This is a genomic window from Bacillus sp. 005/A4HT-01/001, from assembly GCF_004634445.1.
Lineage (GTDB): Bacteria > Bacillota > Bacilli > Bacillales > Bacillaceae > Bacillus > Bacillus altitudinis.
In genome coordinates this window covers 1-14,151 of sequence record NZ_SEIZ01000002.1, presented here as the reverse complement: position 1 = coordinate 14,151, position 14,151 = coordinate 1, and the positions used below count along the sequence as shown (strand labels likewise).

14 protein-coding genes and 6 tRNA genes are annotated in these 14,151 nt (G+C 42.1%); 7 read left to right on the top strand and 13 right to left on the bottom strand.

Going from position 1 to position 14,151, the window contains the following annotated elements; all coding sequences use genetic code 11:
* Positions 1-16: 16 nt before the first annotated feature.
* Positions 17-259: a type B 50S ribosomal protein L31 gene (locus tag ES896_RS05605; protein WP_017358374.1), complete on the bottom strand. Its 243-nt coding sequence runs from the start codon at positions 257-259 to the stop codon at positions 17-19.
* Between the two features lie 175 nt (positions 260-434).
* On the opposite strand from ES896_RS05605, the gene ES896_RS05595 reads away from it, so the two are divergent.
* The 4 genes from ES896_RS05595 (at position 435) to ES896_RS05580 (ending at position 3,280) form a co-directional block, all read left to right on the top strand.
* A complete protein-coding gene (locus ES896_RS05595; protein ID WP_017358375.1) occupies positions 435-1,766 on the top strand; it encodes a cytochrome ubiquinol oxidase subunit I in 1,332 nt (443 codons plus the stop codon).
* 22 nt (positions 1,767-1,788) lie between these two features.
* A complete protein-coding gene (locus tag ES896_RS05590) occupies positions 1,789-2,835 on the top strand; it encodes a cytochrome d ubiquinol oxidase subunit II (RefSeq protein WP_169476099.1) in 1,047 nt (348 codons plus the stop codon).
* Positions 2,836-2,904: 69 nt separating this feature from the next.
* The gene (locus ES896_RS05585; protein ID WP_008342921.1) at positions 2,905-3,063 is read left to right on the top strand and encodes a DUF1540 domain-containing protein; all 159 of its coding nucleotides are present in this window, start codon (positions 2,905-2,907) and stop codon (positions 3,061-3,063) included.
* A gap of 25 nt (positions 3,064-3,088) precedes the next feature.
* Complete coding sequence (locus tag ES896_RS05580; protein ID WP_017358376.1) at positions 3,089-3,280, top strand: hypothetical protein; 192 nt, start codon at positions 3,089-3,091, stop codon at positions 3,278-3,280.
* Between the two features lie 105 nt (positions 3,281-3,385).
* Here ES896_RS05580 and menC read toward each other — a convergent pair whose 3' ends face one another.
* The 6 genes from menC to ES896_RS05550 form a co-directional block, all read right to left on the bottom strand.
* Complete coding sequence (gene menC / locus ES896_RS05575; protein ID WP_008342917.1) at positions 3,386-4,510, bottom strand: o-succinylbenzoate synthase; 1,125 nt, start codon at positions 4,508-4,510, stop codon at positions 3,386-3,388.
* The gene (locus ES896_RS05570) at positions 4,497-5,957 is read right to left on the bottom strand and encodes an o-succinylbenzoate--CoA ligase (protein WP_072368493.1); all 1,461 of its coding nucleotides are present in this window, start codon (positions 5,955-5,957) and stop codon (positions 4,497-4,499) included. The genes menC and ES896_RS05570 overlap by 14 nt, the downstream gene beginning before the upstream one ends.
* Before the next feature lie 70 nt (positions 5,958-6,027).
* Positions 6,028-6,846: a 1,4-dihydroxy-2-naphthoyl-CoA synthase gene (gene menB, locus ES896_RS05565; protein ID WP_008342913.1), complete on the bottom strand. Its 819-nt coding sequence runs from the start codon at positions 6,844-6,846 to the stop codon at positions 6,028-6,030.
* Positions 6,847-6,860: 14 nt separating this feature from the next.
* Positions 6,861-7,691, bottom strand: coding sequence for a 2-succinyl-6-hydroxy-2,4-cyclohexadiene-1-carboxylate synthase (gene menH / locus ES896_RS05560; protein ID WP_135226538.1), 831 nt, complete (start codon positions 7,689-7,691; stop codon positions 6,861-6,863).
* Positions 7,676-9,418, bottom strand: a complete 1,743-nt coding sequence (gene menD, locus ES896_RS05555) for a 2-succinyl-5-enolpyruvyl-6-hydroxy-3-cyclohexene-1-carboxylic-acid synthase (RefSeq protein ID WP_135226537.1) — start codon at positions 9,416-9,418, stop codon at positions 7,676-7,678. The genes menH and menD overlap by 16 nt, the downstream gene beginning before the upstream one ends.
* Positions 9,411-10,829 carry an isochorismate synthase gene (locus ES896_RS05550; RefSeq protein ID WP_039168306.1) on the bottom strand — a complete coding sequence of 473 codons (1,419 nt, stop codon included), beginning with the start codon at positions 10,827-10,829 and terminating at the stop codon, positions 9,411-9,413. Before ES896_RS05550 ends, menD begins: the two co-directional genes overlap by 8 nt.
* A 383-nt stretch (positions 10,830-11,212) precedes the next feature.
* Here ES896_RS05550 and ES896_RS05545 point away from each other — a divergent pair, with 383 nt between their 5' ends.
* The 3 genes from ES896_RS05545 (at position 11,213) to ES896_RS05535 (ending at position 13,567) form a co-directional block, all read left to right on the top strand.
* Positions 11,213-12,151 carry a 1,4-dihydroxy-2-naphthoate polyprenyltransferase gene (locus ES896_RS05545; protein ID WP_017358382.1) on the top strand — a complete coding sequence of 313 codons (939 nt, stop codon included), beginning with the start codon at positions 11,213-11,215 and terminating at the stop codon, positions 12,149-12,151.
* Positions 12,152-12,268: 117 nt separating this feature from the next.
* A complete protein-coding gene (locus tag ES896_RS05540; RefSeq protein WP_017367914.1) occupies positions 12,269-13,003 on the top strand; it encodes a TraR/DksA C4-type zinc finger protein in 735 nt (244 codons plus the stop codon).
* An 87-nt stretch (positions 13,004-13,090) separates the two neighbouring features.
* Positions 13,091-13,567: a TspO/MBR family protein gene (locus tag ES896_RS05535; RefSeq protein WP_008342900.1), complete on the top strand. Its 477-nt coding sequence runs from the start codon at positions 13,091-13,093 to the stop codon at positions 13,565-13,567.
* 76 nt (positions 13,568-13,643) lie between these two features.
* On the opposite strand, the gene ES896_RS05530 is transcribed toward ES896_RS05535, so the two are convergent.
* The 6 genes from ES896_RS05530 to ES896_RS05505 all read right to left on the bottom strand — a co-directional run bounded on the left by ES896_RS05530 (position 13,644) and on the right by ES896_RS05505 (position 14,151).
* Positions 13,644-13,715: transfer RNA gene (locus ES896_RS05530), tRNA-Glu, on the bottom strand.
* Positions 13,716-13,722: 7 nt separating this feature from the next.
* Positions 13,723-13,813 (bottom strand) — tRNA-Ser (locus tag ES896_RS05525).
* A gap of 3 nt (positions 13,814-13,816) precedes the next feature.
* Positions 13,817-13,891: transfer RNA gene (locus ES896_RS05520), tRNA-Asn, on the bottom strand.
* A gap of 6 nt (positions 13,892-13,897) precedes the next feature.
* Positions 13,898-13,974 (bottom strand) — tRNA-Ile (locus tag ES896_RS05515).
* A gap of 16 nt (positions 13,975-13,990) precedes the next feature.
* Positions 13,991-14,064: transfer RNA gene (locus ES896_RS05510), tRNA-Gly, on the bottom strand.
* A gap of 11 nt (positions 14,065-14,075) precedes the next feature.
* Positions 14,076-14,151: transfer RNA gene (locus ES896_RS05505), tRNA-His, on the bottom strand.

Here is a 14,151-nt window from a genome sequence, read left to right as displayed (position 1 = left end):
AGGTGTGTTTCTTTGTCTACATTTGGTATTTTTTCTTAAACTGCTCCGCTCTGCCGCCTTTTTCTCCGAATTTCTGGCGTCCTGTATAAAATGGATGCGTATCAGAGCTTGTCTCTACTTTAATGACAGGATAAGTCTTCCCATCTTCCCACTCTACGGTCTCATGTGATGTCTTTGTTGATCTACTTAAGAAGCGGTAACCGCTGTTAACGTCCATAAATACAACTTCATGTGAGGTTGGATGAATATCTCTTTTCAATGTCAAAACTCCCTTCATCATTAAAACGTAACGATTACGTTTTATAATTATATTCTACTCCCTCTTTTACAACTTGTCAAAAAACAAGCTTTCTTAGTCAGGAAGAATAATCTAAAAATGGTGGAGAATAATAAACACCATCAAAAGAGATGCGATAAGAAAGGCGGAGAAAAAATTGACTGATCTCGTTTTAGCTAGAAGTCTGTTCGGCACAACAATGGGCTTCCATATTATTTATGCCTCGCTTGGCGTAGGCATCCCGCTAATGATTTTGTTAGCTGAACTCATCTTTCAAAAAACGAAGGACCCGCATTATGCCATCATGGCCAAACGATGGACAAAAGCGCAGGCTGTTCTGTTAGGTGTTGCCATTCCAACCGGTACCATTGCTGGTACGCAGCTTGCCCTTCTATGGCCTGGTTTTATGGAGGTCATCGGAAAAGTCATGTCACTGCCATTTCAAATAGAAATTTATGCTTTCTTTATTGAAGCATTATTTATGTCTATTTATGTGTACGCAGCAGATCGTTTATCACCAGCCATGCGCATCATTACCGTTATTTTCGTTGTCATTGGTGCAGCAGCTTCAGCGATTCTCATTACAAACGTACATGCTTTTGAAGGAACACCCGCTGGCTTTCAAATGGTCAATGGAGAAATAACGAATATCGAACCTTGGAAGGCCTTTTTTAATCCAAGTTTTGTTGTCACTGCTACACATGTAGTACTGTCTGCTTTTACAACAGGCGCTTTTGTCATTGCTTCTGTCGCTGCATTTAAAATGTTGAAAACAAGAAAAAACGAAAAGCTCTATACCTTTCATCGAAAAGCCCTTTTTCTTGGACTGATTGTTGGTGGACTTTTCTCTTTTCTCACAGCCTTAAACGGTCACGAATCAGCTCAGCTTCTGTATGAATATCAGCCTGAAAAATTAGCGGGTGCTGAAGGTTTATTTGAAACGCAATCACATGCGCCTCTGGCCATTGGCGGTTTTACTGATGCCAATACGCAAGAAATCAAAGGAGCAATCGAAATCCCTTGGGCGCTTAGTTTTCTTGCAGGAAATAGCTTTGATACTGTGGTTAAAGGGTTAAATGATTTTCCTAGAGACGAGTGGCCGCCTTTATTTATTCACACATTATTTAACGGAATGGTCATTATCGGCTCATTGCTCATTTTCTTTGCTGTGTTAGCACTGTTTTACCGCAAAATTTTAAAACGCGACCATTATCCAAAATGGCTGCTTGTCCTTTATTTATTTGGCGGGCCTCTTAGTCTTTTGGCGATTGAATTTGGCTGGATCTTTGCCTGTACAGGCCGTCAGCCATGGGTGATTTATCGAATGCTCAAAACCTCTGAAGTCGTCACATCATCAGGATCTATCGGTACACTTTTCATCCTTTTTGCCATTGTCTATCTCATTTTAGGCATCGCAACTGTGATTGTACTGACGTACTACTTTAGAAAACATTCAATTGAAGAAGACTTACGGTTAACAGAATCTTAAAAAGGGAGCGATCTTGATGCAAATGGATGTAACAACTGATGCACTCATTGCAATCACCATCTTATGGGGATTCGTGTTTATCTATGCAGTGATGGCATCAATGGATTTCGGTGCAGGATTTTGGTCAATGATTTACATGAACAAAGAGCAGACAAAGGCCGCAAATATCGCAAATAAGTATCTTTCTCCCACTTGGGAAGTAACAAACGTCTTCATTGTGGCCATCGTCGTTGCCTTGTTTAGCCTGTTTCCAGGTGCAACATTTGTGCTAGGCACTGTTCTATTAATACCCGGCAGCATTATTTTGTTGCTTCTTGCACTGCGAAGCGGATTTCTCGTCTTCTCTCATTCACTGCCTAAAAAATATAGAAAAGCCGTGACATATATTTCAGGAATTAGCGGCTTTATTATTCCGTCCATCCTCATCATGGTTCTCCCCATTACACATGGTGGATTCATCTTTCAGGAGAATAATGTCTACTCATTAGATTTAGGATTGGTCTTTACAAGCGCAAATGTCTATTCTTTCGTAGGTTTTGCGATTTTCAGTACCCTTTTCCTCTCATCTTTGCTTTTAGCTGATTTTTCTAATGTTGCAAACGAAGATGAGGCTTATAACATTTATAGAAGAGGAGCACTGATTACAGGTCCGCTTTCTCTCATGATGGCTTTCTTTATCATGCTCACACTGAGAAGTGAGGCCAATTGGCTGTTCACAAAAATGATGCAGAACATCCCGATCCTTCTTGTTTCTCTACTCATGTTTTTGCTTGCAGGTTTGGCTCTATTTTTACCAAACAGTCGCTTTAAACATCGGAAAGGGAGACCACGTTTAGCGGTTATCGCCATTACAATTCAATATTTCTTAGCAAGCTATGTGTATGGACATGCGCATTTGCCCTATATGGCCTATCCTGATATTACCATCATGTCTGGGTTTACAGATCCCGTCACATTTAGGGCATTATTTATTACGTATATTGTAGGGTTTATCATCCTATTCCCTGGGTTCTACTTCTTCTGGAAATTGTTTATGAAAGATAAGCGTTATATTCGTCAGGAAGATTAACATGAATGAACGACCCGTGCTTCGGTTACATTAATAAATGAAAGACATACTTAAAAGGAGGTCATCTGTATGAGTCAAAAAATCCTTTGTGAAGTAAACAACTGTTCCTACTGGAATACTGGAAATCGTTGTGGTGCAGATGCAATTTATGTCGTCAGCCATACAGGAAATACCGCTGAGAAAAGTGAAGAAACTGACTGTAAAACGTTTAAACCTCAAGACCTTTAAGTCTCATTAAAGGAGGCGCTTCGCTTTGAAAAACGATCGGCTTGCTCAAACGTTTCTTGAAGAAATTCAGGACGCGGACGAGGCTGCATTTTATCAAGCAGCTCACTCCTTTTTAAATCTTTGGGATTATGAATACGGACATGTTTCCGACATGCCCAATGACATGCATCAGTATATTGGACAGCTTGCTTACGACAGCGGGCTTGTAGAAGAGTAAGAAAGAGCGGATAACCGCTCTTTCTTTTTGTTCAGACAGGAAGGAAAAACTTTCCTCAACTATACAGTGGTTCTATGGATGGTGCAAATGGCGATTCATTCGTTTTCATTTCACAAAATCATGTTTTGTAAACACATCAATTTTATCTGAGAAAGAACGAAGCGCTTGATAATCAACTTCTACACCCATACCTGGAGAACGAGGCACCTCAATAAACCCATTTTCAACTTTAATTTCAGGAAAAATGATATCCTGCTCCCAATATTTCGACGATGCTGAAATATCCCCAGGAATCGTAAATTGCGGGAGTGATGCAAGGGCCACGTTTTGCGCGCGAGAAATGCCTGTTTCAATCATTCCACCGCACCATAACGGAATCTGCTGCTCCTTGCAGAACGCATGAATCTTAAGAGCTTCAGTCAGCCCTCCAACTCGTGAAGGCTTCACATTAATAATCTGACAGCTTCCAAGTTCTACAGCTTTTCTCGCATCATCTAAAGAACAAATACTTTCATCCAAACAGATTGGTGTTTTTAAATGTTTTTGCAAATGCCGATGATCGACAATGTCATCTGCGGCTAAAGGCTGTTCAATCATTAATAAACGAATATCGTCGAGCTGCTTCAGTTTGCTAATATCTTTTAATTCATAAGCAGAGTTTGCATCCGCCATTAACGGAAGATGAGGGAAAGACTCCCTTATCTTTTGTAGAAGTCCAATATCTTGTCCCGGCTTAATCTTCACTTTCACACGCTGATAGCCTTGATCAACAAATTGCTCGATTTGCTGAATCATATCATCTATTGGTCCTAACCCCGCAACGACACCAGATGGAATTCTATCTCTAGTACCGCCTAAGACGTCACGTAAGGACTTATTTTCTCGCTTCGCATAAATATCCCACACAGCTGCCTCAATTCCCGCTTTGGCCATTCTATTGCCTTTAAAATGGTACAAGCTGTCTGGTATGTCCGAAGGATGTGTAAAAGATCGGGTCAGCACGTTCGGGATAAAAAAAGCCCTGAGCATGTGATAGCAGGTCTCGATGGTTTCTTCTGTATACCACGGAGAAGAGAAGGCAGATACCTCTCCCCATCCAGTTAATCCTGTTTGATCTTTGACCTCGACAATAATAAACTCACGCTCTGAAATGGTCCCAAGGCTCGTTGTAAATGGCTGTTTGAGTTTCATCGTGACATGATATAAGATCACACGTTCAATTTGAATCATCTAAAAACCCCTTTGATTTGAGTCTGTGCCTCTGCAATTTATTCGACGCATTCCTTGGCAGCTCATCCACAAAGTGAAAAGCGGCGGGCCATTTATACTTGGCTAATTGCGACTGACATAAAGCATAGAGCTCATTCTCCGGAATCTGCTCATCTGTCACAAGGAAGGCAGCAGGTACCTCTCCCCATTTTTTATCATATATACCCGTCACTCCGACTTCCTTTACATTTGGATGTGTTAAAAGAACTGCTTCAATTTCTGCTGGATAAATATTTTCTCCGCCAGAAATAATTAAGTCTGACCGCCGATCAAGCACAAATAAGAATCCGTCCTCATCTACATAGCCAATATCACCCGTTTTCAGCCAACCCTGCTCAAATGCAGCAGCTGTTGCCTCTTGACGATAAAGGTAGCCTTTCATGACATTTGCACCTTTTACCATGATTTCACCATGCTCAAAAGGACGACACGGACGGTCCTCATCTTGAATCTTTAATTCACACCCAAAAAGGGGCTTTCCCGCTGATCCAAGCTTTTCCACACTAAATTCTGGCGCAAGTGTCACAATTTGCGAGCAGGTCTCCGTCATACCGTACGATTGAAACACAGGAAATCCTTTCTCCTTACTCTCTTGAAGCATCGCATAAGGCGCAGGGCCTCCGCCTAACAGCAGGCAGCGCAAAGAAGACGGACATTCTTCAAGTCCACTTAATAAACGGGACAGCATGGTTTGAACAACTGACAACATCGTCACTCGATGCTGTTCAATAGCATTCTTGACTTCATCGACATCAAACTTTTGATGAAGCACGACAGTCATACCGTATATGACAGATTTAAATATAGCGGATAAACCGCTTATATGAAAAAGAGGCAAGGCAATGAGCCAGCGGTCATCCTCCCTGATCCCTAAATTCAATGCCGAGGAAACAGCACTATGAAAATGATTGCCAAACGTTTGCTCCACCCCTTTAGGGCGTCCTGTCGTTCCAGATGTATACATAATCGTCGCCGTCTCATTTAAATCAATATCATGTACGACCTTCTTTTCCATATCATGATCTGCATCAGGTAAAGTCTCTATTGTATAAACAGGTAAATCACCATGATGCTCATTTGCATATGCAGGCTCTGTTAATAAAGCCATGACTTTCGCATCTTCCAACTGAAAACGTCTCTCTGCTTTTGTTAACTTATTGTTCAATAACACAATCTTGAAGCCTAATAAAAAACAAGCGTGAACAAGCATGACCATGTGAGGATGGTTGTTCATTAAAATCGCAACCGTATCTCCTTTTTTAAAAGGTGCACGTGTCAGTCGATTCGCAAGTTGGTCTACATCATTCGCTAAATCACGAAATGTCCACTCTTTGTCTTGATAAATGAGTGCGACCCGGTCTGGCGTTAAATACGCACGGTGCAGCAGCCAATTGGGTTGCTTCATCATGACACCTCCTTTTCATAAAAGAAAACAGCTCAGTCTGATGCACTAAGCTGTTTTCATCCATATCATTGAATCAAGGGAAACGAGGGAACTGACCGAAGTCTGGCTTCCGTTTTTCCTTAAAGGAATCGCGTCCTTCTTTTGCTTCATCTGTTGTGTAATAAAGAAGGGTCGCATCTCCTGCAAATTGCTGAATACCAGCTAATCCATCTGTGTCCGCATTAAATGCAGCTTTCAAGAATCGTAATGCAGTCGGGCTCTTTTCTAGCATGTCCTCACACCACTTCACTGTTTCTTCTTCCAGCTGCTCTAATGGTACAACTGTGTTGACAAGTCCCATATCAAGCGCTTCTTGTGCATTGTATTGACGACATAAGTACCAGATCTCTCTTGCTTTCTTATGACCCACAATACGTGCAAGATAGCCAGATCCATAACCAGCATCAAAGCTGCCCACTTTTGGTCCTGTTTGTCCAAAAATCGCATTGTCTGCTGCAATCGTGAGGTCACACACGACATGAAGCACATGCCCGCCGCCAATCGCATAGCCCGCAACCATCGCAATAACTGGTTTTGGAATGACACGAATTAAACGCTGTAAGTCTAGGACGTTTAGACGCGGAATTTGATCGTCTCCTACATAGCCACCATGACCGCGTACTTTTTGGTCTCCACCAGAACAGAATGCTTTACCTCCAGCACCTGCAAGGACAATGACACCAACATCTGAATTGTCACGAGCACGTGAGAATGCATCAATTAATTCACTTACGGTCTTTGGTGTAAAGGCATTATGTACGTGCGGACGGTTAATGGTGATTTTTGCAATCCCATTATATGTTTCATATAAAATTTCGTCATACTGACGCTCAGTTTGCCATTCAATAGCCATCAATATTTCCTCCTCTAATCTTGCGATAAAATAAACTCACTTACTATTTTACCAAAAAAATGTGGTTGTTCCACATGAACTGTATGCCCGGCATGCTCTGCTACTGTGAATTGACTGTATTCAAGCGCCTGCTGCATACGTTTGGCGATGTGACAAAACTTTTTATCAAGTGTTCCGCAAATGAGTAAAACAGGCTGTTTTATCTGCTTTAATGCTTGCCACATAGACGGCTGTGAACCGGTTCCTATACCTTCTAAGCTGCGAGCCAGCCCGTTAGGATCGGCTTTTAGCCTTCCCTCTCTCAGTTGCGTTAGCCTGTCCGCTGGCAAGGATTTCTGCGAAGCAAACAGCGGAATGTTCTCCCAAAAATCCACAAACTGCGCTAATCCTTCATGTCTGATCTTTTGAGCTAGCTGATGATCATGATTCAGCCTCTCCATCCGCTCTTTAAAAGAGTTCAGCCCTGGAGATGTACTCTCAAGAATCAGTTTGTTTACACGTTCTGGATAACGGGAGGCAAATGATAAAGCAATACGCCCTCCCATAGAATATCCGAGAATGTTCACTTTGTGAAGCTTTAATTGATCTAAAATCTCAGCAAGATCTGTCAGCTGCTGGGACATTGCATATCTTCTTATACTCTTTGGTGAGTCTGTGCGGCCATGTCCAAGCAAGCTGACCTGAATCAATCTCGTATGTTTTTGTGTATAAGTATTCAAAAAAGCCCAAGAAGCTGCACTCCCTGTAAAGCCATGTAAACATAACGTGGCATTTTCAGCAGATGGGTTATGGTCTATCACCTCATACGCCACACCATCGTGCATTCGTATTATGAGTGAAGGCATTCTTTTTTCACTTCCCTCAATATCTCGTCCATCATTTGGCGATGTTTGCCAACGCGAGAATGCCGGTCAGTTTCAATCTCAATTAAATGAAGCCCTGGTTCTTGGATATGCGCCAAGTACACATCTTTTAACTCTTCTTTCGTTGTCGGCTTCGAATAGGTTCCCCCATATAGCTTTGATGCATACTCAAAATTCAACCCAGTCGGCGTACCAAAGAGCTTTTCATAATACGGTTCATCGGATGCCTGCGGAAGGAAAGAAAAGATTCCTCCACCATCATTGTTTAACAACACAACCGTGAGCGGAATGTCCATTAGCTTAGCTGCAAGAAGACCGTTCATATCATGGTAAAAAGACAAATCGCCGATGACTAAAGTGATGGGTTGTTTCAAGGCTACATATGTTCCAAGAGCTGTGGACACAACACCATCAATGCCATTTGCTCCGCGATTCGCCATCATCCGAAACGGTTTTGACTGCGTTTCAAAAAAGGTATCGACATCTCGAATAGGCATACTATTTCCGATAAAGAGCACACTCTCTTTTGGCAAAAGGTGCTGCAGCTGACGATAGACATTTCCCTCAAATGTCAGGTCCTCATCATTGTATTGATTTGCATGCATTCTAAAAGATGAATTGACACTCTGCCAGCGTCGTAAGTAAGATGTATCCTGACGCTTTTCCGCTCTCATCAAGACTTCTTCTACAAAAGAGGCTACATGACTTTCAATCATGTATGATGCGCTTAAACCAGGATCTCGATAACCACCCGCAGCATCGACGACAATCTGCTTCACTTCCGCATGCTTTTCTAGCCACTTAAATAAAGGCTTAGACACAGGCATCGGTCCAAAACGAATGACCATTTCAGGCAAGAGATGCTGCTGCAATGCCTCATCTTTTAACAAAGAATCGTATGCATCTATGATGTATTCTTCACTTTCATGTCCATTTCGCAAAAGAGAAAGTGGGTCAGCTAAAATAGGCAGATGCAAAGCTTTTGCAAGACGTAACACTGACGCCTGCTCTTCCGGCGAGTGAAGTTCACCAGCAACAATAATTCCTTTTGCCGCTTTGTTCATGATAGACACTAATTCTGACATAACCCGATCATCCGGACGAGCTTGACCTGCTGCTAAAACTTTGTTCGCAACTCCTTCTTCTCTATCAAAAGGATCAATAGACAAGTCAGGTAGCAATGGTTCTCTCAGCGGCACATTCACCTGAACTGGTCCCTTTGGCTCCTGCGTTGACACATGACTTGCCCTAGCAGCAGCAGTTTGGACATACCGCAGCATCGTTTGGCTTTCTTCTGGCAAGGCTAAGTCTGTGAACCATTTAACAAACTTACCGAATAAGAATTGCTGATCAATCGCTTGAGGTGCCCCAACCTCCCTCAATTCGTGCGGCCGATCAGCAGTTAAAACAATCAATGGTACCCGGGAATAATGTGCCTCGACAACAGCTGGGTAAAAGTTAGCTGCTGCCGTACCTGATGTACAAATGAGTAGCACTGGTGTTTGGCTCGCTTTCGCAAGACCCAGTGCATAAAAAGCAGCAGACCGTTCATCCACTAACACATGGACATTGATTTCTTGATGAGCAAGAGCGAGCATCGCAAGCGGTGTTGAACGGGAGCCAGGACAAACAACTGCCTCCTTCACACCACTTTGCACAAATTCATCCATTAATCTGCCAATATATCTTGTCATGATTTGATTATTCAATAGGACGACCTCCAAGAGCAGACAGCATTGGTCTTAATTTCACTTGCGTTTCTTCATACTCTTGTTTTGCAAGGGAATCCTCTACAATTCCACATCCAGCAAACAAACGAACTTGGTCTTCCTCAATAAGACCTGATCGAATGGCGACAGCAAATTCTCCATTGTCCTTAGAATCAATCCATCCCACTGGCGCCGCATACCAACCGCGTTTCAACGGTTCGATTTCACGAATCACCTCTACCGCTTTTTCCTTAGGATATCCTCCAAGCGCTGGTGTTGGATGAAGCTGTTCAATTAATGAAAAGAGTGAACAGCTGCTTTTAATTTCTCCCACAATGGGTGTAAATAAATGCTGAATGTTTTTCGTTTTATAAAGACTTGGTTGATTTGGCTTATGCACATGATGGCAGTTTGCTTCAAATGCCTGCTCAATCATATTCACGACAATTTGATGTTCAATCAAATTTTTCTCATCATGAAGCAGTTCCTCACCTAGTGCCTGATCTTCTACTTCATTTTGACCACGTACAATGGAACCTGCCAAACACGATGAAAAGACTTCACCACCGCTTTTTTTCACTAAACGTTCAGGCGTCGCCCCGACAAATGCTTGTCTTCCCTGCTCTATAGCAAATACATAACTCGTTGTTTGATGTTTTAGTAATTCTGCTAATAGTGGAGCGAGTTCTATTTGATTTTTATAGTGAAGCAAGACTTCTCTTGCTAAAACAACCTTTTCATATTCGTTCACACGAATGTGTTCTGTCGCTTCATGGATTGCTTTCATCCATTCCTGGACATCTAACTCTTCCATATGAACAAGCTCAGCTTGTCCATGATTTCTGACAGGCAATGCATCAAAATTAGAAGCTTTCTGTTCTAACTCTTGAATGAGCTGATGAACATTCCCGTCCACCTCGTTCCATTCATTGATCGTTAGAAACGTGCCTTCTTTTGAAACAGTCAGCATCATCGATGGCACAAAAAAATGAGCCTCGCCAAATGCTTCCCAGTGACGCGCCTTCTCTTCATATGGATCAAATGAAAATCCTCCAAATAAAAGCGGACCAACTGCCGCTTGCTTTAACTCCTTCTCATCATGAAAATGGAACATATGCTGTTTCAGCTGCTCCCATTCTTGATGGACGATATTGAATCGTTCTTTGCCTTGCTCTGATGATTTAATCACGGCCGCTCTGCCAAGTCCAGAAAATATCATTTGGCTTTCTGGATCAGACCAAAAAAACCGCTCGCCTAAAAAATCCGCTTCGCCGCTTTGGAAAAAGGCAAGAGGATCCAGATCGTCAACTCTTCTGGAGTAGCTTATCAAAACAGCATGGTTGACGTTATTCGCTTCTTCTAATGTCGCAAGCGCTTCCTGCCGGAAAGTACTTTGCACTGTTGTCACCATGATACATTCCTCCAAAATCCATGAAATAACATATAAAAATAAAACCATCATGTAAAAAAATACATGAACATTCGAGTATGTCGAATGACCTGCTTTTCTATTATAAACCTTAACAGATGAACTTAGTAAAGAAAACAGCTTTTAAAACCTCGAATCCTTATTATATCACGCTTTCAAGATTTTTTCGCTCCCGGTTATTGAAATGAGAACATCCCTTAAAAAATGGTAAGACCTGTTCGAAGATCAAGCTTTCTCTCTAGATGGGAACGATTAGCAAACATCTTTTTCTTGTTTCATCGCATCAATATATTGACACCTTTTTGAACTTTGCTAAACTGGAATTTGGACGTGTACGTATTTTTTTATTTAAAGGAGTATATTCTATGCAGCATCAATCGATATCAGATCAGCTTTCACCAATTAAGCCTGATAAAAACTGGCGGATTTGGTGGAATTTACTACGACCGCATACATTAACAGCGGCATTTATTCCCGTTACTTTAGGAACTGTCCTAGCACTTCCGAGTGGTCAAATACATGTTGGGCTATTTTTAGCTATGCTATTTGCATCGATGTTTATCCAAATTGCAACGAACATGTTTAATGAGTACTTTGATTATGTCCGCGGATTGGACAATGAGAAATCTGTCGGTATCGGCGGAGCGATCGTGAGAAACGGTGTAAAACCAAAAACAGTTTTAGGCCTCGCTTATGCCTTATTCGCGCTTTCTTTATTACTTGGGATCTATATTTGCATGATGTCTAGCTGGTGGATTGCACTCATAGGACTAATTTGTATGGCAGCAGGCTATTTTTATACCGGCGGTCCTGTACCAATTGCTTATACACCATTTGGAGAACTTGTATCAGGTGCTTTTATGGGACTAGGCATCATTTTAATTAGTTTCTATATCCAAACAGGAACATTGACATCAAAAGCTGTGCTCATTTCATTACCCATCTCTATTTTAGTTGGTGCCATCTTACTGTCGAACAATATCCGTGATTTAGACGGTGATAAAGAGAATGGACGAAAGACACTTGCTATCCTAGCTGGACGTAAAGCGGCCGTCAACATCCTACTTTCCATGTTTGTGATCTCATATGTACTCATTTTTGTTTATATCTTTATGGATATCGTGGGTCTTTGGAGTCTTCTTGTCTTACTCAGTGTGCCAAAAGCTTATACAGCCATTAAAGAATTTAAGCAAAAAGAAAAACCAATTGAATTAATGAATGCCATGAAGTCGACAGCACAAACCAATACGTTTTTTGGTTTCCTGTTAACGATCGCATTGATCTTACAATACTATCTCGCATAACACGAAACGCCTGCAGCCGCAGGCGTTTTTTATTGAAGAATTGCTTCAAATTGGCACAAGTCTTACATAAAAATTTGCTCATACTAACAATATGTTTGATATGAAAGGGTGATCGCTTTGTTATCTAAAAACGAATTACATCAGTTGAAGCAGCGACTTCTCGATGAAAAACAAGAAATTGAAGCCAAAAGCCATGACGATGAACAGAAAGTATCATTTCCTTATGATTCAGTGGGCGAACTGTCAGCCTATGATAACCACCCTGGCGACCAAGGAACAGAACTATTCGAACGCGGAAAAGACATTGCCTTAAACAGTTTGGAACATGAGCATCTGTCCGATATCAATGAAGCACTCCAAGCAATGGCAGACGGCTCTTATGGTTTGTGTAAAGTGTGTAAAGCCCCTATTCCTAAAGAACGCTTAGAAGCCCTTCCCACCGCCGTCACATGCACAGAGCATTCCAAAGAACAGACTGTTTCACAAAACCGTCCCATTGAAGAGGACTTATTAAGTCCGCCCTCAGGGCAATTTGAAAATGAAGAAAGTGCTGCATATGATGGCGAAGATGCCTACCAAGATGTAGAACGCTATGGAAACTCTGATACCCCATCCGATATGGAATTTCCTCCATTGACTTACGATGATGTGTATACACAATCAGAAGATGAAGATTATGTGGAAGACTACGAAGGATTTGCAGCTGCTGATATTGAAGGTAAAGCAAGCAAGGTCTATCCAAATAAAGCACACGAAGCTTATGAAGAAGCATTAGATGAAGAAGGTGTCATGACGGTGTTTGGTGACTTGAAGCCGTACGAAGAAGAACCTTATACTAAAAAAAATCATTAGTCCCCACATATTGGGGGCTTGATGTTTATATCATGTAATAATTGGGAAATAAGTTGAAGAGTGAATTGATTGGGAGGAGATTTCTGGATGGCTAAAAAAAGTATCATTTGGGCGGTTATCGTCTTCTTTATTACATACGCATTATTTTCTATTGCAGGGTTCCTGTTCCCTATCGACAGAGAATGGTATGACGCACTAAATAAACCTGAATGGACACCTAGTGGTGGTGTCATCGGTGCGGTCTGGGCTGTCTTATTCGCCCTCATTTCGTTATCTGCCGCCATCATTTATGCAAAGTATGGTTTTCAAAAAATCACATTACCATTTTGGATTCTTTTTCTTCTAAATTATGTATTCAATCAAGCCTTTAGCTTTTTTCAATTTACACAAAAAGATTTATTTGCAGCTACGATTGACTGCCTGCTTGTAGCACTGACAGCACTCGCGCTTGTCATCGTCTCACGTAAACTAAGCAATGTTGTCCCAATTTTATTGATTCCTTATGTTTTATGGGGATTCTTTGCGACATACTTGTCTTATACGATCTATTCCATGAATATGTAAGAAAAGACCGCTATGATGGCGGTCTTTCGTTTTGCGGAAAATAAAAAAGAGGTCTTTATTAGACCTCTTTAAAAAATGACCCGTACGGGATTCGAACCCGTGTTACCGCCGTGAAAGGGCGGTGTCTTAACCGCTTGACCAACGGGCCAGAAAAATGGCGGAGAAGGAGGGATTTGAACCCTCGCGCCGCTTGCGCGACCTACACCCTTAGCAGGGGCGCCTCTTCAGCCACTTGAGTACTTCTCCATTTGGCTCCGCAGGTAGGATTCGAACCTACGACCGATCGGTTAACAGCCGATAGCTCTACCACTGAGCTACTGCGGAAAGTCATGGTGGGCCTGAGTGGACTCGAACCACCGACCTCACGCTTATCAGGCGTGCGCTCTAACCAGCTGAGCTACAGGCCCATGAACGATATGCAAATGGAGCGGGTGATGGGAATCGAACCCACGACATCAGCTTGGAAGGCTGAGGTTTTACCACTAAACTACACCCGCAAAAATATGTATGGGGCGATTGATGGGAATCGAACCCACGAGTGCCAGAGCCACAATCTGGTGCGTTAACCACTTCGCCACAACCGC